This is a genomic window from Desulfosporosinus cupriresistens (assembly GCF_001707885.1).
Taxonomy (GTDB): Bacteria; Bacillota; Desulfitobacteriia; order Desulfitobacteriales; family Desulfitobacteriaceae; genus Desulfosporosinus.
This window is the reverse complement of record NZ_MASS01000002.1, coordinates 1-21,924: the sequence shown is the minus strand read 5'-3', so window position 1 is coordinate 21,924 and position 21,924 is coordinate 1. Positions and strand designations below refer to the sequence as shown.

Below are 21,924 nucleotides of genomic sequence, written 5' to 3'. Positions count from 1 at the left end.
TTATTGGCCAAGACTGATAACCATCTGCTCCGGAAACATATCATACAGAAGATCATAACCTAACCCTTGTATAGCCACGCGTTTATACTCCTGTGAATGCCGACCAGGGATTGCCTGATCGACAGCTTGTGAAAGACAGTCAGCAATCTCCTGTGCCAGATCCTGATTAACTTTCTTTCCTTGTAATGTTAGTTCTAACTTCTCAAGGCGAAATGGGGTCCGCCCTAAGGCACCTACCACCCATCTCGCTTCCCTGATCTGTTTATTTCCCGAGTCAATTTCAACCCTCAGCGCCATATTCAGACGAGCAATCGTCACTGCAGAACGACTGCCCACTTTGACAAAGCCGCTGAAGATCTGTACTTCTTTCTGGGCCTTATATAACGGGAAATCGATCTCCGTTATCAACTCTTTAGCCTGTAAACCTGCGCCGCTCCCTGCTTGTAGCTGAGCAAAGGATACTCTCCTTAATCCCTGCGGTCCAAGAATACTTACCCAAGCTTCAAGTGCCAGCAATGCTGGCAGGCTATCTCCTGCTGGCGAGGCTTTGGCTATATTTCCACCTAGGGTCGCCCTGTTGCGGATCTGAGTGGAACCAACTTGTGCAGCTGCTTGTCCCAGACATCTGGCCTTCTCCCTAACCAGACTGCTCCCACTGATTTGGGTGAAAGTTGTCGCACTCCCTATTCTTAACCTGCCTTCTGCTTCCTTTATATAATTAAGCTCCGGAATTTGAGACAGGTCAATGAGCCAAGCTGGTTTAAGCTGTCCGCTATTTAATTGTATTACAAGATCCGTGCCCCCGCTGATAAAAACTGCCTCTTCCTGGATTAGGGAAAGGGTCTCTTTAACTTCTGTGATACTCCTTGGACAGGCGAACTTAAATTTTGGCCTCATGAAATATCCCTCCATACGTTAAGAACCCTTTGCTTACATTCGCTCAGTTTCCTTTGACATGTTGCCAACGGCAAAGGATCGTTTCCAAGAGATCTACGACAATAAACAAACTGACTCCGAGTAGCGCCATCATTATGATTCCAGCAAACATCTCATCCGGTGCCGCACGACTCCACGAATCCATAATAAAATAACCTAACCCTTCGGTCGTAGCAAACGACTCAGCGAAGAACAAAACAGCAATCGCTGTACCCATGCTCAGACGAAGCGACGTCAAAACATCAGGCAAACTCGCAGGCAAGAGCACGTACCGATAGACTTGCACTCGGTTTCCACCCAGAGAACGCAGCGATGAAACCGTTTCAGCGGGCACTTTACGAACAGCATCGCGTGTGGTCACTAAAATCTGAAAAAAGACAATAAATGTAATGAGAAAGATTTTCGAACGATCTCCTAGTCCGAGAAACAAGAGGATCAGAGGAAGAAAGACGATCTTCGGAATCGGATATGTAATATAAACCAAAGGGGCCAAAAATCGGTCAATTCGCCGTTCATGCCCCATAATCAATCCTAGAGGAAGACCAAGCAGTAACGAGAGTAAAGTTGAAAGAACGACTCGATAGGTGCTGACCCAAAGGTGTCTTCCAAGATTAGCTTCTGACAGCAATCGTGAGGTGGCACTTACAGCAGCCCGAGGTGTCGGTAACATTGGAGTTTTTAAAGTCCAGGCTACATACTGCCAGAATGCTATCAGAAATAAGGCAGCCCCCAAATACCCATAGAACTGTCTCTGAAATCTTCTCCCTCGTTGGATCATCCGACCATCCCCCCTTCTAAGAGAGAACGGACATAGCTCGTCTTCTGAAAAAACTCGGACGTCTGACGATAGCCACTTTGCCCAACGAGAGGATTAAGGATTTCGCCCATGACCTGAGTGGGGCGACCATCTGCCAATACTAAGATACGACTACCTAGAAATACCGCCTCTTCAATACTATGTGTAACTAAAACAGTCGTTAGCTTCTGTTCCTGCCAGATTTCTAATAAGAGTTTTTGCAATCGTTCACGAGTCAAGGCATCAAGTGCCGACAAAGGCTCATCCATTAAAAGCAGATCGGGTTGTAAAGTTAAAGCTCTTGCCAAAGCCACTCTCTGTCTTTGCCCTCCGCTCAACTGACTAGGAAAATGATGTTTCACTTCCCACAAGCCCATTTTATTAATCATTTCTTCGACTGCTCTCTGATACTTCCGCTTCGGTATATGCCGAACTCGCAAACCCAAACAAACATTTTGCTCAACATTAAGCCAAGGAAAGAGTCCATATTCTTGCAGGATAAAGGCTGTTTTCTGCCTTGCACCCACCACCTGTTCGCCCCAAATCCTGATCTCCCCGCCTGTTGGTTGAAGCAACCCGGCTAAGAGATAAAGAAGCGTGCTTTTACCGCAGCCGGATGGGCCAATTAAGACAACGCTTTCTCCTGGTTCAACCTTCAAACTAAAATCGTCATAGACCTGGACCTGTGACGCTCCTTGAACATAAGCTAGATTACAATCAGAAATTTCAATCACAGGTTATTCGCTCCTTAATCAGAAGTCAGAGTTCAGATGCCAGAGGCCAGACTCGACGTTCGAAGTCCGAAATGGAAGGCTCTCAAAGTGTAGCCGACAACAATATCGAAACAACGAACCTCGATTATCGAACCTCGATTATGGTAGGAGACTGGGATCCACTAAATCTTGATAGCTATAAGCTTGAGGAATGAGCTTTTTAGCGAGCATCCACTTCATAATACTATTGATTTCTTCCTCAGTTGGAAGTTGGAGCTTTGAGAAGGTCGGCGTTTGATAGCTTTGCTTTAGCTCAGTAGGAACTTGAGCTTTTTCCAAAAAAAGACTGCGATATTGATCAGAATTTTTACTTAACGCTTGTCCAGCAGCACCATAAACCCGTACGGCAGCTTTAATCCCTTCGGGGTTCTCCTGAATACTTTGGGTTCGAAATAAGAAAACAGTCTGCGAAATATTCCGGTACGTATCATCTATTATCAGATGCGCCCCCTTGGCTACAGCTAGAGATGCTAAAGGATCGGGAAGACAAGCGGTATTAATCTGATCCGATAGCAACATATCTAAGCGCACCGGCATTTTAGGGATTGACATCTTCGTCACATCGTTTAACATGACCCCTTTATCCAGGAGCATTTGATCACTGACATAATCAATAATCGAGTTCTGCGAGATCCCTAGGGTTGCTCCTTTCAAACCAGCCAGATCTTTAATACTCGACTTGGGAGAAGACAAGATTGCAAAACGCCCTTCCTTAGGAGTTGCTCCAAGCCCTATTGAAGCAATCTTCACATCGGTACCAATTTTCTTTAACAATGCCACGGCCACCATGTCCGCTACTTCTCCATCAATTTGCCCAGCTTGCAATGCAGTATCCCGTTCTATGGCGCTAGCAAAGTTAACTAATTCGACGGTAACCCCTTCTTTTGCAAAGAGTCCATCTTTTTCGGCAACATAGAACGGTAAATTATCTTCAATTGGCAATACCCCAATTTTTACCGTTTTCCCTAAGCTCTTCGCAGGTTGATTATTAGCAGGGGTCTTAGTTGCTGCGCAACCGGAAACAACCATCGCTAGAATAAGAACAATACAATTAATCCCTAAAACACTAAATCTGAAACTACGTTTTCTCATTTATTCTCGACACTCCTACTCATTTTATTTCTTCCCCTATGTATATTTATTTAGTTTCGACAGAAAGTTAAGTTTTCCTTTTTGCCTGCATTGTTGTTTGGTATCAAGTAACTTGTTGCTATAGAAAAGTCAAAAAAAAGTCGATAGTCCTTAGCATTAGGAGACTACCAACTTTAATTTCAGCAATGCCACTTTTTAGCGCCTTAAAATTTATACTTTTTGTTTGGATCCGCCCCCCTACACTCAGACCATCAGATCCTTCCGAGAAAACAATATTCCTGCTAGAACCAAGTTCACCCCCGTAATTGCACCCAATACCAAAATTTCCTTTGTTGGCAGAACCTTCTCTTGGAGGACCTCCTGAGGCCGAAACAGCCCAAATGGAGTGAGGTATCTCAATCCAGAAAAACGATCACTTAGGCTTGAAACCACATCCAACCCATAAAATGCAAATGTTAAGGCACTCGCCCAGCGCTCCGACTCTTCTTTGGTATCGAAGAGCACTGCCAATAACAGGCTGTAAGCACTAATTGCTGAACCTAAACTGAAGGCTAGGATTCCCAGTCGGAAGTATTGCCACCTTGCAATCGATAAATTGAAATGCCTTGTTGCTATATATATCCCGCTTAGCGTGGAGCCGGTTACCAAGGCTAACTCCGTCAAAAGTACTCCTATTTGGGTATTTAGAATCTCGGAACGCGAAACTGGTGAAGATAAGGGATAAGCCATGAAGCCCTGTTCGACTGGTTGGGCCACTAAGGCATTTGCTGAGTTTATTCCATAAAAGGAAATAATCAGCGTCCATATCCGACCAAACAGTTGCGCCGAGATATAAGCCTCATAGGACAGGTCAACTTCTTCCCCCGTTGAGACGCCAAACGCTCGTTTAACTCCGGAGGGAAAACTTTTCGGGATTTCCTCAATAGCTGGCGACTGGATAATGATAGGATAAATCCAGGTAACTATCCATTCGTAGAGAGCCAATCCCAACGAGTAACCGATAACTTTTTTACCCTCTTGTCTGAGCATTACCCTATACAATGTGTCATTCATCGAAGTTACCTCGACATTTCTGAACACTCATGAGAGCATTTGGCAAAGAAATAATGGGAGGTTCCCAAAGGCATAACCGAAATGTTCACATCTGTGTAGCCCGTTTGCTGCAGAAGCGTAAGAATTTCTTGTTCAGTTGGTAACCCTTGAAATCCCTGGTGGCAAGCCAGGAAGAAACTCATCAGATTCTGCGGCACATGTGTCCGAAATACTCGAATCGGTTCACCCTTTCGCACAGCTGTTAATATCCCCACTTGCCCACCTGGAGTCAGTAACCCTTTAATACTCTCTAGGAGCTGAATTCTTTGTTCTGGCGTAAAGTAGTAAATACTGTTATTTAGTAGGCAAAGATCAAACGTTCCTGACTCATCAAGAAGTCTCTCTGCATCTGCAAGCAGTTCATTTTCTTGCTGTTTCCTATCGTGTAAATTCCTAAGTGATAAAATATCCTCGCAAAGAATATGGATTCGCCCCCCAGTCTCTTTGGCGCGCTCCTGTGCTCTAGACGCGACAACAGGATTCATTTCAAGGCCTACACCGTGTAGGAGCGGAAATTCACAAGCAAGCTTATTTAAATACAACCCTTCCCCACAGCCAAGATCCAAGACTTTTTGCCATTTCTCTCGCTGGCATTTAGACCGCAAAAATGGCCAGACAAAGGGCTCTGAGGCTAAAGAGGCTTTAGAAATTAATTCTTCCTCCATGTCGGAACCAAAGGCTAATTTCTCCTTTTGATTGGTTATGAGCTGCGGAAGCTCTGCAAACTCTATGCCCCAATGACTTACTAGCTCCTTATACAGGGCCTCTAATCCACTATTTCTGTATTTATTGATTGCCTTTCCCAGTTTAGTAACTCGGAAGTATCCATTATTTTTGATGAGTAAGTCCTGGCAATAAGCCTGTTCTAACCAGTGATCCAAGAGAATCTTGTCCCAGCCCGGATGGAGGGCCATTAGATCATCTATGCTTCCGTCTCGTTCTAATTCTGCCCAGAGATTTAACTCCATGCCAGTCTGCACGACCCATAAAAAACCCAGATGCTCCATTAGGGCTGTGGTTTTACCGAGCAATGCCAACATGCCTGCGTCCAAAATCGTTCCTCCTTTTGCTCATCCACAATTCTTCGCAATCGATCTACTATAAAGCCCCTGTTAAGAAACAGGGGCTTTATACTTATCTCTAAAATTAGATTAAGGATCTAATTAACGAACTCCCTACAAAATATACTATGTCAGGACAAAATTCTTTTGTGCATGTATGTTAAAGTATTCAATACCTTTAGGAAAAGCCCTTTGACTTGCATCAAAAGGCTGCGCTTTTCGCTTTTCTCATACTTAATCAGAAAGAATAACTTCGTTGCATACTGCAAGAAGGCTAATACGTGCGAAGACAGTGTCTTCAAGATGGTTTAACTCGTGCGAAGACAGTGTCTTCGTGTCGTCTGTAGCATAAGTGTAACCAACGGTTTCGCCTTCGCCAAGGCTTGGCGAAGCCGGGTTTTCTTTATACTATCAGAAAGTATAAACTTCGTTATATACTTTCTAAGCATAAGAGCAACTAGGCAGCCGCCTTCGCTAAGGCTTGGCGCCAGCCAAGTTTTCTTTATCCTAGTCTAAAAGTATAACTTTCTTAAACGTGGATATCTTTCTTGCTAAAAATATATCCAGCAAGCAAAATGAAAATAGTTGAAAGTCCGAACAATCCGAGGGTTGGGATGGTAGGCACCTCACCATCCAAAACTTCTTGGGGTCTAACCCAACCAAATATCGTCAGTTTTTTAACCCAGGAAAATCGATCATTAAGATCTGAACAGACATCCAGAGCATAACATAAAAAGGTGAGACTGGAAGCACTCAAAATTGTACACTCTTCTACATCAAATAAGACCGAGAAAAATAAGCTGTAGGCGCCAACCGCTGAAAACAGAGCAAATCCCAGGATCCCCAGGCGAAAATATGACCATACATCGATCGGAATATGAAACAACGTCATTTCTCCCCAAATCCCCAGCACAGTTAAGCCCATCAGCAAGGCCAATCCACTCACCAGTACAGCTACTTGAGTAAAAAACACCTCTTGTCGCCCCACCGGAGAAGATAAAAGGTAAGCCATCGCTCCCTGATCAACCAATTTTGTGATTAAAGCATCAGCCGTACTTATCGAATAAATTCCCATCACAAGCAACCAAACTCGGCCAAAGCATTGGGTAGAAACATAGGACTCGAAGCGATTAAGTTCACTTGCTGAAGAAACCCCAAAGACACGTTTCACAGAATTCGGCAAATTCATCGCTAATTCAGTCGCGACCATAGACTGAGAAATTGTAGGATAGACTCCGATCAATAGAAGATTATAGAACGATAGCCCCGTTGCGTAGTTTATCGCTTTCTTGCCCTGTCGTTTAAGCATAGCGCAAAATAATGTCTGATTCAGAAACGTCCCTCCCCTTCATAAAAATGCATGAACGCTTCTTCTAATTCTGTCGTCTTCTGAGAAAACTCCTTTACATTCACTTGTGCGAGTCCACTTAAAAGCGGGTTTAAATCTCCCTGTACTTTGACCGATAGACCAGTTCCCTTAACCGCGACAATTGCTAAGCCGCGCTCACGAAGAAGTTGTACTTGCCCTTCATCTTCAACCGTTATATCAAAGGTTCTGTGCTGAGCCTGCCGAAGTTTTTGAATGTCCTCCACCGCAGCCAATTTACCGTCCCGAATGATTCCCACCCGATCACAGGTCCGCTCCACCTCAGGAAACAAATGCGAGGAAATAAAAATAGTCTTTCCCTGACATTTTTCTTTCAAAACCAAATCAACAAATACTTTTTGCATAAGCGGATCTAAACCTGAAGTCGGTTCGTCTAAAATTAGAACCTCAGAATCTAACATCAGCGCGTAAATGATTCCTAATTTTTGTTTCATTCCTTTAGACATTTTTTTAATAGGCTGTTTTAGATTCAGATCTAAGCGTTCACTAAGGACATCTCGGCGTTTCTGGTAAATCGGTCGATCCCCATGCATTCCTGACATCAGATTTAAAAACTCTAGGCCAGACATCTGCTCCAGGAAATTCATCTCGCCTGGTAGATAACTCACGATCGCCTTTACAGCCAAGGAATTTTTCCAGCAATCTAGCCCCTTAATCTGAGCAAACCCAGCATCTGGTTTTATAAAACCCATAAGATGACGAATCATTGTTGTCTTCCCCGCACCATTGGGACCCAAAAAGCCAAATACTTCTCCTTGATTGACTTGGAACGTTACGTCTTTAATTCCTCTAATCTTGTTAGTTTCTTTCCACTTAGTTCTATCGTTATCTTTTGGATATAGTTTGGTTATTCCTTCAACCTTAATCATCTATAATCTCCGCCCTATTAAGATATTTGTTTGCTTTCTACCTCTAATTTCACTATAAATCGCTCTAATACAAGATACGCTCAATCTTTCTTTCTGTTCCATTGATTACTTTATTCTGGTTTACCAAAGGAAAGGAATCATTAATTAAATTTCTTTTTACAAATTTTTTGGACCCATTTAATAATTAAGAAATGCTCTTTAATAAACTGAAATCGAAACGGTTTTGCTAGCTCCGCTACGCTCATGCTCGGATCAAGCTCATGAACAATTCCCTGAAGCGTTAAGAGAGACTTTCCTATTAAAATAAAATCTGAGGGAATCTCAATTCGGTGATTAAATGCCATACTCAAAAGATCGTTGACAAGCTCAGGAAGAGCGGTTTGGGCAATGGGAACATCTAGATGTTTCCTGCGAATTCCATCCAGGTCCAATCGCAAGCGATCTAGATCGACATTTTGAGGCACCACACCGAGTTGTAACATCGCCTTCACCATAGACTTCGTGTCACGACGGGTCAAGGAACTGATTAAATTTGCAAAGCGGCGTTTCATAAGCGGAGTTAGATTTCCTACAATCCCAAAATCAACAAAAGCGATTCTCTCTCCGGATAAAACAAAAATGTTTCCAGGGTGAGGGTCTCCATGGAAGAAACCATCCCTTATGATTTGTTGGAGCAACGCTTTACTTATGCGTGCGGCAATTATTTTCTTATTATAATGTAAGGCAGTAATTTTTTGCCGATCATTGAGTTTAACCCCATCAATATAAGCCATAGTAAGAACACGCCTAGTTGTAAACTTCCAGAAAATACACGGGACTATAACCAGAGGATCACCCTCAAACCCTTGGGCCATTTTTTCAGCGTTTTTCCCTTCAGTCGTGTAATCAAGTTCTTTTTCCAACCATCCGGAAAATTCCTTAAGCATCCCATGAAGTGCATAATCTTTAGCTTTGGGAAGACGTTGTTCAATCAAGGTTACAATATCCTGCATGATTTCCAAATCCGTCTGAATCACGGTGGAAATGTTTGGGCGTTGCACTTTTACCACCACGGGCTCTCCCGTGTGAAGTACTGCGTAATGAACTTGACCAATTGATGCTGCGGCCAGAGGCAATGGAGAAAATTCACGAAAGAGTTCTGTAATTGGAGCACCCAGCTCCTGTTCAACCGTCCGCCGGACGTTTTCGAAGCGAATCAACGGAGCTCTATCCTGAAGTTGTTCCAACTCCTTAAGTATCGGCTTAGGAATGATATCTGGCCGCGTACTGGCAAATTGTCCTATTTTCATAAACGTCGGTCCTAGTTCACCTAAGGCTTGACGAATGCGCTGCCCCAGCTGAACCAAATCCACTTCTGCAGATGCTCGGTTACCTCCGAAACCCAAATGCTCAAAAAGAATAAATCCGAATCCATTCCGGATGAACACGGATACAATCTCTTGATAACGACGAAAATGACGCAATGTCTGTTCAAGCACGAGAACGCGCTCCTTTTTTATCTTTATGCAAGCTTACTCATACTCACATGATATTCCCACATGTTCCAGAGTGTTTCTGAGGGCGATCAGCTATCTAAAAAGAGAGTCTTTCACACGCGGAGGCGGTGAAAGACTCTCTTTTTAGATAGATTCATAGACAATTCAGGAAAGTTATCCCCCATTAAAATCTTTGCTGTTCATCAACTTACTTTAATGAATCTAAAACCTGTTGATACATATCTTGTGGATTCAAGCCGCTCCCAGTTGGCCTGCCACCATTCCCACTCCCATTTCCGCTACCGGATCCCCCTTGGGGGTAATTTCCCTTAGATGAGTTTTCATTTGAGTTATTAGCGTTTTGGCTATTTCCATTGGGAGCTCTCCGTGTGGTTAAAGAACTTTTTTGTTGGTCTGTAAAAACAGCGTTAATTGCATCAGCTTTTTGTTGTAAAATATCTTGACTTGCATTCGGCGTATTGATCAATTCTTGCAAAATTGGTTTAAGCTTTTCTTTCTGGTCACTGGTTAAAGGGTTTTGTTGATCATTTTCTAGACGACGTATTTCCATTGCAGCCGTTAACGCCGGATTACGTACTCTCTGCCCCTGGCCTGGTTGTCCCTGATTTGTTGATTGTGCAGTAGTTGCTTTACTTGAACTACATCCAACAGTTCCAATCGACACTATCATCAGTAATATCCCAACCAGTATCCAAGGTTTGCTCGAAAATCCTGGGATTTTATTTTGCTTTTCCACTTTTGATTAACACCCTCCTGATCAAAACGAGGTTTTTGTTATCTCCGGTTTTTTCCTCACTTTAGTTCTTTAAGCAATTATATAGGCCATTACATCCTTACTATTTTCTAACTAACGCTTCAACACTCCTTTCAACTTTATGATTAAGAATATAACTAAAATTTAGTAGAAATGTGATTAGCATCTCAAGATTTTATTAAGATTCAGGGCTCTGCCACTCCTCTCAGAACTTGCTAATTCTACAGCTTACTTGAAATAATTGTACGCACTTTTTCGTGCAACCCATTAATCTGTTCTTTTGTGAGGTGATAAGTCTCAATAGGCTCCGATATTACCATTTCAACTTCTGCCGGTTTTATTAAAAAGCCGCTTTCTTCCATGAGTTTAAAACTTCCTTTAATCGTAACAGGAACAATAGGGACGTTTGCTTTTAATGCTATTCTTAAACTACCAGCTTTAAATTCCCCCATTGTATTCCCTTTCGAACGGGTTCCTTCAGGAAAGATCACCATTGAATATCCTTTTTTTAAATAGTCCGCTGCCTGATTCATAACCCGTAGGGATTGACGCATGTCATGCCGATCCAGAAATAAACAGTTCATTTGCTTCATCCATTTGGATATTATCGGGATTTTTAATATTTCAGCTTTCGCAATAAATGCTTTAGGTTTATCAATACAGCCCAATAATATCGGTATATCAAAATTGCCCTGGTGATTACTCACGAATAAAACTGCACGATCCAAAGGAACATTCTCCGCTCCAATCACTGTAACCTTGGCACCAGCAAAGTTTAGTAAATCCTTAGCCCATTTTGATGCTACCGAATTTACTAATTTATCTCGTTCATTAATTTTCTGCTTTTCTAAAAGACTATTAACTTTAAAATACGAAGGCATAATCTTTATCAGATAAAGCCAAAAGTAAGCAAACCAAACTATCGTACGAAACATAGTTTCACTCCTATCATAACTATGATTATTAGTTATGAATTTGTTTTGTCGATTTCCTCAACAATCTTATTATACCTCTTCCTGTGTAGTAAGCATAGAAATCAGGCCTGTAACAAGACTCCTGTTGCTTTCATCCGCTGACTTACGACACTTTTCGTCACTATTTCCAGTAAACAATTTAACAATTATTCTTTCTAAATTATAACATTCACTAACCTCTAACACCTCTATAACAACCGTTTTCAACTAAAAAAGAAATCCTCCGCCCCGATGTCAAAACGAAAGGACTTCCCTTTTTGATTTGTAGGATTTGCTTTGTCTACCATTCTTATCTGCTATATGTCTTCGTCTTCCGGCATCTTAACCGCAAAGTGGGCTCCCTCAAGGATCTGTGCTAAAACGTTCAATGGGGTAGTCGCCACTTCACGGTACATCCGGTGGGTGTATAGGTGACGAACGTTGGGAAACTCTTGTTTAAATAATCTCCTTGCCTTATCGCCGGCATGATCGGCATCCAGGAGAACGCAAACCTCATCATCACTGAATTCTGCGATTAATTGTTCTAACTTATCCGGCCCTAATGTCCCATTGGTACAAGCAATCTCCACGGGTTCATCCAGAAGTTGCTGCAAACGCTGTTTATCTGTTTTTCCTTCTACTATAATAACTCTACCCATTATCCCACCAATACTTTCCGCCCTCTAAATAGTTATCCAGCGTAGCTTTTACTTTTTGCTGCTGAAATATGCTTCATCATAGCTTTGCATCCTCCACGCCATCAAGCCAGTCTTCAATAACGCTAACCACAGATGCGATGCAACCGTCCTGAAAAGGAGAAATCAAATTAGCTAACTCGACCAGCTCCAGAAACGACTGACTACCTCCAGCCTTACATAACCTCAGGTAATCAGTCCAGGCCGTGTTGTGATTTTCACGGGACCTTTTCCAGAACTGGAAAGCACAGATTTGGGCTAGGGTGTAGTCTATGTAATAAAATGGATCGCCAAAAATATGCCCTTGTTGATGCCAGTAACTACCACGTTCTAAATAATCGTTGTCCTCATAAATGCGATGGGGTAGATATCTTTTTTCGATTTCTCTCCAAGCAGCTTTCCTCTCCTGGGGAGAAGCCTCCGGGTGAGCATAAACGAAATGCTGAAATTCATCAACCGTAACTCCGTAGGGAATGAAAAGTAAAGCAGCGCTCAAGTGGGCGAACTTATACTTTGCGGTGTCTTCTTGAAAAAAGAGTTCCATCCAAGGCCAGGTGAAGAATTCCATGCTCATCGAGTGAATCTCACAAGCCTCATAGGTAGGCCAATGATATTCTGGAATTTGATAGTCTTTGCTGCAATAAACTTGAAAAGCATGCCCTGCCTCATGTGTCAAGACATCAATATCACCTGAGGTACCATTAAAATTGGAGAAAATAAACGGCACCTGATAGTTGCTAATATAGGTACAGTAGCCACCACCGGCCTTACCTTTTTTAGCAACTAAATCCATAAGCTCATTCTCCACCATCGACTTGAAAAATTCGCCTGTCTCTACTGACAACTCGTTGTACATACTTTGCCCATTAGCCACAATCCACTCTGGATCACCCTTAGGCTTAGCATTGCCCGTCTGGAAATCGAACTTCTCATCATAATACACCAGGACCTCTGCCCCCAACCGTTTACGCTGTCTTTCCCGTAATTTACTAGCCACGGGAACGATAGAGTCAAGGACTTGTTTGCGGAAACTTGCCACCATGGCTGGGGTATAGTCTGAGCGCAGCATTCTAGCATACCCAAGTTCAATAAAGTTTTCATAGCCCAATTTTTCTGCAATACGTGCCCGAACTTTAACCAAACTGTCATAGATTTCATCAAACTTCATTTCATTGGCAGTAAAGAAGGCGTATTTAGCCTCATTGGCTCGTTTCCGCATCGATCGATCGGTCGATAACTGGAACGGAACCAAGCCCGGCAGATTTCGCTCTTCTCCTTCAAACATAATCTTGGCTGAGGCAATAAGCTTGGTATATTCACTTGACAATTTATTTTCTTGTTGCAAATCTTGAATGATTTCCGGGGCAAAGGTTTTAAGGGTTAGATCTGCTTTAGTAAAAAGCTGTTTCCCCCACTTTTCTTCTAAAGCCTGCCGAAACTTCGAGTTAACTAACGACTGATAATACCTGGAGATTAAGCCTTGATATATCGGCGTGACCTCGTCAAAATAGGCCTGTTCCTCCTCATAATACAGGTCATTCGTATCTACGGTATGGCGGATAATCACCAGCTGTTCCAGCGTCTCAAATTCACTTCTTAGCTCATTTATCGCTACCATCAGAGCATCCTGTTGCTCGAAATCTCCAGCCTGATCGAACTTAGCCAAAAGGCCAGAAAACTTGGTTTCCAGTTCCAACATATCCGGCCTTCTATAAGTAAACTCCCTAAACTTCATTGTGACCACCTCCATGCTCTAATTCTATATGGAAACGTTTAGCGATTCAAATTTACTTGTTCTACACTCCTTAATAAGGAATATCTATCGATATTTCGATAGACAGAAAAAACCAAGCATATAATATACCAAAGAACTGGGACGCAATAACTATCAGTTTTATAGCTCTAAACTGTCCTAAATAGGACTTAAACACAAGGGTAGTCTTATCTCAAATGATGTGCCTTTATCAAGCTCGCTCTGTACTGTAACCTGCCCGCCCTGGAGGTCTATCAAGTGCTTAGCAATAGCCAACCCCAGTCCTGTACCATTCTCATTGCGAGACTTATCAACTTTGTAAAAACGATCCCAGATATGGTTTAGCTCATCGGCAGCAATACCATATCCTTGATCACAAATTTTGACCGAAAGCATATTAATCCCAAACAGCCTTGTTTCAACGGACACCTGGGTGTTAGTGGGAGAATATTTAAGTGCATTGTCTAAAAAGATAACCAACAGTTGACGTAAACGATCATAATCACCCCAAAACGGCGGAATGTCTTGGTCCGATAGATATTCGATTCTAATCCCTTTCTGCTCGGCGATTGTTTGAAAACTCTTAAGCACGTCAGCAAGTAGGCTGGGCATATGAAGCTTTTCTTTATGCACTGTAATTTTACCAGATTGGAGCCGAGATAATTCTAAAAGATCACCAACTAAACGTTCTAATCCACGCGTTTCTGAAAGCATCCTTTGGTGGTAACGCTTAATTTCCTCGCTTTTCTGAACTGTACCATCAACCATCGCTTCGAGGGAACCACGGATGACGGTCAGAGGAGTACGGAATTCATGCGACACATTGGCAACAAATTCCCTGCGTAGTTGCTCAAGACGCACGCTCTCACTGATGTCCTGGACTAACGCAACGCTTCCTGTTATAGCTCCTTGATTGTCCTCAATGGGTGACAAGGTAAACATCAGCTTTTTACCCAACCAATCTTTCAACCACCGCGAGGGCTTCTTTTCTTCCATAACGTTAGTAAGCTGGGCCTCAATTTCTAAGTTCTTGAGGTCCATTTCTACGTCTTCTATCAGATATGGATGAGTTCTGTTCATAATTTCCGCGAGAGCGGAATTGACACTTACTGGCTTAAGGTTCGTATCAAAAGCAATGATGCCTTCTGAGATACTTGATAGTATATCCTTGAGTTTTCCTTTTTCCTGAAAAAGCAAATTAATCGTGGAGCCCAATTCCAAGGCCAAATGGTCAAGGGAATTCCCAAGTTGCCCCAATTCATCCTGGCGTTCTACCCCCGTTCTCGCTGAATAATTGCCTCGCGTTATTTCCAACGCCGTACGATTCATAGCTTTCAAAGGACGGGTAAAGATGAGGGAGTAGAATAATCCCAAGCCTACAGCTAACACCAAAGCAAACAGAAGACTGATTGCCAGAATACCGACTGCTCTGTTCAGCGTTTCTGTAACCCCCGTTACTGGAGTATGAAGAAACACCGAGCCAATTATTACATGATTGGAGTCTATGACTGGAACACCCACGGTTATTGTGGCTTCGTTATAGACACTGCTAAAACTTTCGCTGACAGATTCTTTACCTGAAAGAACCTCTTGAATGACCTTTTCAGCCTCCTTAGGCAAGGGCTCTGAATTATTCAGGAAACTTTGTCCCTTGCCAGCTCCTATACCCAGTCCTTGGCCTGACCCTTGTCCCATACCCCAACCTGGGCCTGCACCCCTGCCCATTCTTTGTCCCATTCCAGAGATTATTGCCAGGTTTCCTTTACTGTCAGTAATCCATACTTTTGACTCTGTTAGGGTATCCAAAGAACGCATGTATCCACCGAAACCACTCATTTGGCCATTAGCACTTTCCAAGTACTCAGCAGCAACTTCGGATACACTGCGCGCACTTGCCAACATTGTTTTCTCCCTGCTCTCAAATGCATATTGCCTAAACATTTGAATGAAGATTATCCCGATGGTCAGCATTGATATAAGCACTATGACTACAAATCCTACTGTTAATTTAAAGGCAATTCTTTTCTTAAACATGCTTTACCTCAAATTTATAGCCCACTCCCCAGATGGTTTTTATGTCCCAGCTAAAGGATTCAGGAATATTCATTTTTGACCTGAGTCTCTTGATATGGGTATCTACCGTACGAGCATCGCCAAAATAATCATAACCCCATACACTGTTTAAAAGGTTGTCTCGTGAGAAAACCTTTCCTGGGTTGGATGCTAAAATCCACAAGATCTCGATTTCTTTCTTGGTAAGATTGATAGGCCGCCCCTCAATCATCGCTTCATAGTCTGAAAGGTTTATTTTCAAGCCGGGGTGACAGATAATATCGTTGCTTTGCTCTCCAGAAATATCGAGGCGCCTTAAAACTGCACGGATTCGAGCCATGACCTCTTTGGGACTGAAGGGTTTTACAATGTAGTCATCAGCCCCGATGTCCAACCCCAAGATCCGATCGCCATCTTCCCCTTTGGCTGTAACCATTATAATTGGTACATTTGAACTTTGCCTGATTTCTTGGCAAACAGTAAAACCATCTTTTTTAGGCATCATAACATCTAACAGCACAAGCAACGGTCTATATTCCGCGAACTTCTGTAATGTCTCTTCACCATCTCGCGCAATAATCGGTAAAAAGCCTTCTTGGGTGACATATGTTGTTAAAATATCAAGGATGCTATCATTATCATCTGCAATGAGTAGATATTTGTTCAAGCTAGCACCTCCCTAATCTCTCTACATTTTATCACTAATCCCCATAACATTTGTGTCATGTTTATGGCAATAATTTAGTTACTCTAGTTAAATAGCGCCTGAACCAATCTTATTGTATATCGCAAGTTTCTATAATTAATTGCATATTAAATATAGAAACAACATTGTTGTTGTTGCTTAGACATTTAGATTACACTTTCCCAAAAACACTGAGTTATTGTATTTGAGAAAGAGCATAATCCCAAATTGATAAATGACATAGTTGATTCAAACGTTTGCCATATTTTTGCCACAATTTTTCCATATCATAAGGTCAGATACTAAACAAACTAAAATGAAAAGGGGCGTGGTTTTTATTAAGAACTTCAAGAAGCTCATTGCCGTGGGCACAATCATCGGAGTTTTAGGGTTAGCTGGTGTGGCAGCTGCTTCCTATGCTACTGGCGCAACTACACCTGCGGGTATTGTATCCGCTTTAACGGGTAAGTCCGTAGAACAAGTTACGGCAGAAAGAGCCGCAGGAAAATCCTATGGTACCATTGCTAATGAAGCTGGAAAATTAGAGGATTTCAAAACTCAAACGCTTGAGCGAAAAAAAGTTCTACTCGACCAAAGCGTAGCAGCTGGCAATTTAACTCAGGATCAGGCAAATGCAGCTTATGAATCCATAAAAGCTAATCAGGCAACCTGTGACGGGACTGGCAGAGTTGGAATGGGTCAAGGGGCTAACCGAGGTTCTGGACTGGGGATGGGCCTACGTAATGGTGGTGGATTTGGTTGTGGATTACGTTGATGAAGTACTACAAGTAATTGAGCTATTCCGAACTTTAAGAGGTATACCGAAATTTTTATGATCCTGAAAACGTTTCTGCGGAGACAAGGTATGAACGAAATATCAAAAATTGCGACAAACTATGAATTCGATACAGTTTAGCAATGTCTTGGAACTAAATGAACGTATTTTTTCCTACAAAAGCCCTCTCCTTGTAGCATATCAATCACTACTAAGGAGGGCTTATTTTTACCTAATTAACTTTTGTCTTATTTCTCCGCCTATGACCCCAGGTTCCTTGAATAACAAGATAAATTTAGGGAATTATACCTTAGAGGAAATTAAAGGGGTGTTAGTATGTTTGAATTGTCATTTTACTTAATCTTTGCGATTGTTACTGGGTTAGTTACATTTATTATCATTCCAAGAAATTTGTATAAAAAATTTTTTCTTTATGGATTATTATTCGGTGGCATTGGCGACTCTGTACTTGCATCTTTATTCCATTTCATGGGCTTATTAAATTATAAGAACTTGGGTTTAACCAGTATCTTTGGCATTTTTTCTTTTTGGACGCCTGTTGCTTGGACTTTTTACTTCATGATCTTTTTTTACTTTTTACCAGTCAGAAAATACTTTTTAGTGCCCTATGTTTTGATTTTTGTTGCCTTAAATTATTCAGTAGGGATGGTTATGTCCCAATCAGGCTTATTTGAACTCGTAGGTGGCTATAAATATTTGCAACCATTTGTTTTTCTAATTTGGTGTTCCATATCCGCTTGGGTATTTCACAAAAGTGAACATAGGATTATGATCTAGATAACTAATCGATCATTCACTCATTAAAAGCGACTGGATTATCCAAACGCTTTTAATTGTATTATTACGGTTTCCATCAGCGATAATTGAATAAAATAAATGAATTCACGTTTCCTTAAAGGAATAGGTATATTTATGTAGAATCCTAAACCTACAGAACAGTAAATTGATCGAACTCTTTAGCCTCTTGGTACGAAATCAGTTGAAAAAGTAATAGGAGATTTTGATGAAGCGTAATGTGAATAATTTCATTTTGTTTGTCCTATGCCTTATATTGACTGGATGCACTACCATTCCAACTATAACTTCTTCGCTGACTGCCTCAAAAGGTACTGATACTCTAGACAAAACTATAACAGACCCTGAACCAAAGCCTCCCCACATTGAAACCATTACTCTTACTGCAACTGGCGACATTTTGATGCATAACACTCAAATTTGGGGTGGTCAACAAAACGATGGCTCATATAATTTCGATTCTTTTTTTAAGCCAGTAGTACACTTGATTCAAGCAGGAGACTATGCCTCCACCAATCTCGAAGCTCCCCTGGCAGGACCTGACTCAGGGTATACCGGCTACCCCTTGTTTAATAGTCCTGATGCTATAACCGAGGCCTTTAAAAATTCCGGCTTCGATCTCATAGTAACAGCTAACAACCATATCTTAGATAGAGGCTACAATGGAGCAATCCGAACTTTAGACATTTTGCAAAAAGCATCATTAGATACCACTGGTTGCTTTTCCAGTGCTGAAGCACAGAATTCACCGCTTATTAAAACTATACGGGGAGTGAAAATCGGATATATCGCCTATACTTACGGTACCAATGGCATTCCGCTCCCTAAAGATGCTCCCTACTTAGTAAATCTCCTGAACCCAGATAAGATTTTAGCAGACATCTCTCACCTGAGGCGTCAAGTGGATGTCCTTGTATTGGTTTTACACTGGGGCGAGGAGTATCGCCAGCAGCCAACTGATCAACAAAAAGAACTTGCCCATAGGTTCGTGGAAGTGGGCGCCGATGTGATTTTAGGAAGCCATCCACATGTCATCGAACCCATAGAAATCTGCAATATTAAGGGGAAAAATAAATTTATCATTTACTCCATGGGTAATTTCATCAGTGCTCAAAATGGATTGGAAAGAAACAGCGGAATTGTGCTTAATTTAAAGTTTCGGAAAGACTTTGACTCGGACATTACTACTCTCACTGAAGCTACTTATATCCCTACCTTTTCTCATCCTTATCAATGTAACGGCAAACTTCAATACAGAGTTGTGCCTATTGCCGAAACCATCCAAAAAATCAAGAACAACAGTGAGCTTTATCTTACATCTCAAGACTTGCCAGTCTTAGAAACGATATTAAAGCAGACGAACAAACAGTTGGGAAACGGCTTTTACGCCCTTAATCAAGAATCCTAACGATCTCTGAACAAATCTACAACAACGTCAAAGTCTTTAAACTTCTATTAAAAATTAACCAAATCAACCACTTGACAGCACCTTCCTACAAGTGTAATCTATAACTAGATTACACTTGTAGGAAGGTGCTTTTGAGATGAACGAAGTTACTTGTAAGATATCCGATGCCGAGTGGCAAGTTATGAAAGTTCTTTGGGCAGAGTCACCGATAACAGCTACTCAAGTTATCGAATATTTAAAACCTGAGACCCACTGGAGCCCTAAAACAATTCATACCCTTATTGGACGTTTAGTTAAAAAACAAGTCCTCGGAGTAAACAAAAACTCAAATTTATTTCAATACTATCCATTAGTATCTAAGGATGATTGCATGCGAGATGAGACAAAATCGTTTTTGCATAAGGTTTATGATGGTTCACTCCACCTACTACTTGCTAACTTTGTCAAGAATGAAAGCTTATCGCCCAGAGATATTGAAGAACTGAGAAACCTACTTGATGAAAGGATAAAGTAAGGAACGGAAGTGAATGAACGTGATTTTATCTGAACTCTTTCGGATGATTGTGTCCTTATCCTTGAGTGGCAGCATCCTTGCCGTAGGACTATTGTTGATCAAGCTGTTATTCAAGCAAAAGCTCAGTGCCAGTTGGCATTACTATCTCTGGTTTGTGTTAATTCTGAGACTCGTAATACCCTTTACTCCCCAAAGCTCATTAAATGTTTTTAATTTTCTTCCCTACCACTCACCTACAACTGGTTTGTCTCAGGTTCTTAAGGAAGTCCCCTCAATCGTCATCCCGCAGTTAACTAATAATCCTCCTAATTCTGTTCCGGAAAGTCCTTTAACCGGTGATCATAATACAAACGCCAATTCTTCTCCGACAACTGACACTCATGGAATCACCTTTACAACTTTAGCCATTCTTTGGTTTGCCGGGGTTTTAGCAATCTTATTCTATATTCTTTTAGTAAACAGCTCATTATTTCTGAGATTTAAAAAGCAACCAACGTGCAGCTCTAAGGACATCGTCAAACTTCTTGAGGAGAGTAAATCACGTCTCAAGATTTACACTAAGGTTTCCGTTGTCTACGATGTTGGCTTAAAATCACCCGCGCTTTTAGGTTGGATAAAACCAAAAATTATTATTTCTCCCCAAATTCTTGATAAGTTATCACCGGAAGAACTTCAATATGTATTCTTGCATGAGCTCAGTCATTTAAAGAGACGCGACCTTTTGGTTAATACCCTCGTCACCTTAATTCAGGTTGTTTACTGGTTTAACCCTTTCATTTGGTATGCATTGCATCAAATGAAACAGGATTGTGAAATTGCCTGTGATGCCACTGCCTTAGCTACAGTTAATCCGGAAGAGCATAAAAAGTATGCTCAAACTATCATTGAGCTAATGCAACTTCTAGCTGAGCCACATTGGATTCCTGGGACCATCGGTTTTGTTAGTAAATTCAACGCAAGGAGGATCATCATGATTTCTTCATTCAAAAAAACAACGCTTAAATGGACGATTGCTGCCCTCGCCTTGACCCTAGTCGTAGGGTGCTCAGGTTTGACCACTCCCTTGAACCCGACAGGAGACAACCTGAGTCATATTGAAAATCCCCCAACCGCCAGTCAACAAAATTCCGCTGGCACTTCCCCAACTACGGCTCCTACTACTCCTACTGCTTCATCTTCTGTTTCCCCAACTCCGACTCCAACTGCTTCGGAACCTGTTGCTTCAGCTTCTCAACCCACGGACTCTACGAAAGCACTGCTACTAAATATGACAAAATTAGCTCAGCAAGGCAAAGTGATTAACAGTGATTTCCCTGTAAAAACTTCAACAATTGAAGACATAGAGAAAGTATTGGGAAAGGCTGATACTACCGAGTATGTAGCTGCAGCTAAAGGTCGGTACGCTACCTATTCCAGTCATAAGCTTGTGTTCGGCATTAACAAGGGGGAACAGATTTTTGAAACCCGATCGTATGATAACCGATTAAGGAACGTATCTCTAGGTAATGTAAAAGCGGTTTTGGGGACTCCAGCCTACGATACAAAATACAATGGTCAAGAAATCATTGGGTATACTGCAGGGCCTGAGTTCAAAATTGAAATGGTCTTCTCCCAACCAACTATAAATATCCCTGACCCGGTGATAGATCACTATTCTGTTCTCTATCCCCAAGGTACTGTTAACTCTATGGCGGACGATCCAGGAAGGCAATGGTAACTATCCTTCTAACTCTACAAATTGATTTTTTGGAGTACTAACCCCGAAGGTCGTTATTTCTGATTCATCATTCGAACAACAGTTAACCGTCAAGTTCATCGGTGATTTTCACTTAAAAACTTAAGGGGCTGTGCTAAAACTTGTTACTATATTTTTCACATCCCCACTTTTGCTTCTATATCATCAAAACACAAGCGTCCTCACTCCACTTTAATAGTGAAATGAGGACGCTTATTGATTGTTGTAACCACTTGAAATTTTGGAGACTGAGTTTTCACACATCCCCTTGATCGTTGGTAC

The 21,924-nt window shown here is 41.7% G+C and carries 20 protein-coding genes; 5 read left to right on the top strand and 15 right to left on the bottom strand.

What is annotated here, in order from left to right; all coding sequences use genetic code 11:
* From DSBG_RS01080 to DSBG_RS01010, 15 genes are all read right to left on the bottom strand, one after another.
* Positions 1 to 897, bottom strand: a complete 897-nt coding sequence (locus tag DSBG_RS01080; protein ID WP_068962386.1) for an FAD binding domain-containing protein — start codon at positions 895 to 897, stop codon at positions 1 to 3.
* 43 nt (positions 898 to 940) lie between these two features.
* The gene (locus DSBG_RS01075; protein WP_068962385.1) at positions 941 to 1,714 is read right to left on the bottom strand and encodes an ABC transporter permease; all 774 of its coding nucleotides are present in this window, start codon (positions 1,712 to 1,714) and stop codon (positions 941 to 943) included.
* A complete protein-coding gene (locus tag DSBG_RS01070; RefSeq protein WP_068962384.1) occupies positions 1,711 to 2,466 on the bottom strand; it encodes an ABC transporter ATP-binding protein in 756 nt (251 codons plus the stop codon). The genes DSBG_RS01075 and DSBG_RS01070 overlap by 4 nt, the downstream gene beginning before the upstream one ends.
* 138 nt (positions 2,467 to 2,604) lie before the next feature.
* The gene (locus tag DSBG_RS01065) at positions 2,605 to 3,597 is read right to left on the bottom strand and encodes an ABC transporter substrate-binding protein (protein WP_068962383.1); all 993 of its coding nucleotides are present in this window, start codon (positions 3,595 to 3,597) and stop codon (positions 2,605 to 2,607) included.
* 243 nt (positions 3,598 to 3,840) lie between these two features.
* Positions 3,841 to 4,650 carry an ABC transporter permease subunit gene (locus DSBG_RS01060; RefSeq protein WP_068962382.1) on the bottom strand — a complete coding sequence of 270 codons (810 nt, stop codon included), beginning with the start codon at positions 4,648 to 4,650 and terminating at the stop codon, positions 3,841 to 3,843.
* A 5-nt stretch (positions 4,651 to 4,655) separates the two neighbouring features.
* Positions 4,656 to 5,741: a class I SAM-dependent methyltransferase gene (locus DSBG_RS01055; protein ID WP_068962381.1), complete on the bottom strand. Its 1,086-nt coding sequence runs from the start codon at positions 5,739 to 5,741 to the stop codon at positions 4,656 to 4,658.
* Positions 5,742 to 6,279: 538 nt separating this feature from the next.
* Positions 6,280 to 7,059, bottom strand: a complete 780-nt coding sequence (locus DSBG_RS01050) for an ABC transporter permease subunit (RefSeq protein ID WP_083236667.1) — start codon at positions 7,057 to 7,059, stop codon at positions 6,280 to 6,282.
* Positions 7,060 to 7,079: 20 nt separating this feature from the next.
* Entirely contained in the window at positions 7,080 to 8,006 is a 927-nt protein-coding gene (locus DSBG_RS01045) for an ABC transporter ATP-binding protein (RefSeq protein ID WP_068962379.1), read from the bottom strand.
* 140 nt (positions 8,007 to 8,146) lie between these two features.
* The gene (locus DSBG_RS01040; RefSeq protein WP_242877370.1) at positions 8,147 to 9,484 is read right to left on the bottom strand and encodes an ABC1 kinase family protein; all 1,338 of its coding nucleotides are present in this window, start codon (positions 9,482 to 9,484) and stop codon (positions 8,147 to 8,149) included.
* A gap of 205 nt (positions 9,485 to 9,689) precedes the next feature.
* Positions 9,690 to 10,238, bottom strand: coding sequence for a hypothetical protein (locus DSBG_RS01035; protein ID WP_068962378.1), 549 nt, complete (start codon positions 10,236 to 10,238; stop codon positions 9,690 to 9,692).
* Between the two features lie 239 nt (positions 10,239 to 10,477).
* Positions 10,478 to 11,191 (bottom strand): lysophospholipid acyltransferase family protein, encoded by a 714-nt coding sequence (locus DSBG_RS01030; protein ID WP_068962377.1) that lies wholly within the window; start codon positions 11,189 to 11,191, stop codon positions 10,478 to 10,480.
* Positions 11,192 to 11,526: 335 nt separating this feature from the next.
* Positions 11,527 to 11,868, bottom strand: a complete 342-nt coding sequence (locus tag DSBG_RS01025) for a toprim domain-containing protein (protein WP_068962376.1) — start codon at positions 11,866 to 11,868, stop codon at positions 11,527 to 11,529.
* Between the two features lie 76 nt (positions 11,869 to 11,944).
* Positions 11,945 to 13,639 (bottom strand): M3 family oligoendopeptidase, encoded by a 1,695-nt coding sequence (locus tag DSBG_RS01020; RefSeq protein WP_068962375.1) that lies wholly within the window; start codon positions 13,637 to 13,639, stop codon positions 11,945 to 11,947.
* A gap of 177 nt (positions 13,640 to 13,816) precedes the next feature.
* The gene (locus DSBG_RS01015; RefSeq protein ID WP_068962374.1) at positions 13,817 to 15,691 is read right to left on the bottom strand and encodes an ATP-binding protein; all 1,875 of its coding nucleotides are present in this window, start codon (positions 15,689 to 15,691) and stop codon (positions 13,817 to 13,819) included.
* Positions 15,684 to 16,376 carry a response regulator transcription factor gene (locus DSBG_RS01010; RefSeq protein WP_068962373.1) on the bottom strand — a complete coding sequence of 231 codons (693 nt, stop codon included), beginning with the start codon at positions 16,374 to 16,376 and terminating at the stop codon, positions 15,684 to 15,686. The genes DSBG_RS01015 and DSBG_RS01010 overlap by 8 nt, the downstream gene beginning before the upstream one ends.
* Positions 16,377 to 16,638: 262 nt before the next feature.
* Between DSBG_RS01010 and DSBG_RS01005 the strand changes: the two genes are divergently transcribed.
* From DSBG_RS01005 to DSBG_RS00985, 5 genes are all read left to right on the top strand, one after another.
* Entirely contained in the window at positions 16,639 to 17,169 is a 531-nt protein-coding gene (locus DSBG_RS01005; RefSeq protein WP_348980954.1) for a hypothetical protein, read from the top strand.
* Positions 17,170 to 17,505: 336 nt separating this feature from the next.
* Positions 17,506 to 17,967, top strand: a complete 462-nt coding sequence (locus DSBG_RS01000) for a hypothetical protein (RefSeq protein ID WP_068962372.1) — start codon at positions 17,506 to 17,508, stop codon at positions 17,965 to 17,967.
* 226 nt (positions 17,968 to 18,193) lie between these two features.
* The gene (locus DSBG_RS00995; protein ID WP_068962371.1) at positions 18,194 to 19,393 is read left to right on the top strand and encodes a CapA family protein; all 1,200 of its coding nucleotides are present in this window, start codon (positions 18,194 to 18,196) and stop codon (positions 19,391 to 19,393) included.
* A gap of 136 nt (positions 19,394 to 19,529) precedes the next feature.
* Positions 19,530 to 19,907 carry a BlaI/MecI/CopY family transcriptional regulator gene (locus DSBG_RS00990; RefSeq protein WP_009623455.1) on the top strand — a complete coding sequence of 126 codons (378 nt, stop codon included), beginning with the start codon at positions 19,530 to 19,532 and terminating at the stop codon, positions 19,905 to 19,907.
* 13 nt (positions 19,908 to 19,920) lie between these two features.
* Entirely contained in the window at positions 19,921 to 21,624 is a 1,704-nt protein-coding gene (locus DSBG_RS00985) for a M56 family metallopeptidase (RefSeq protein WP_242877369.1), read from the top strand.
* Positions 21,625 to 21,924 lie beyond the last annotated feature (300 nt).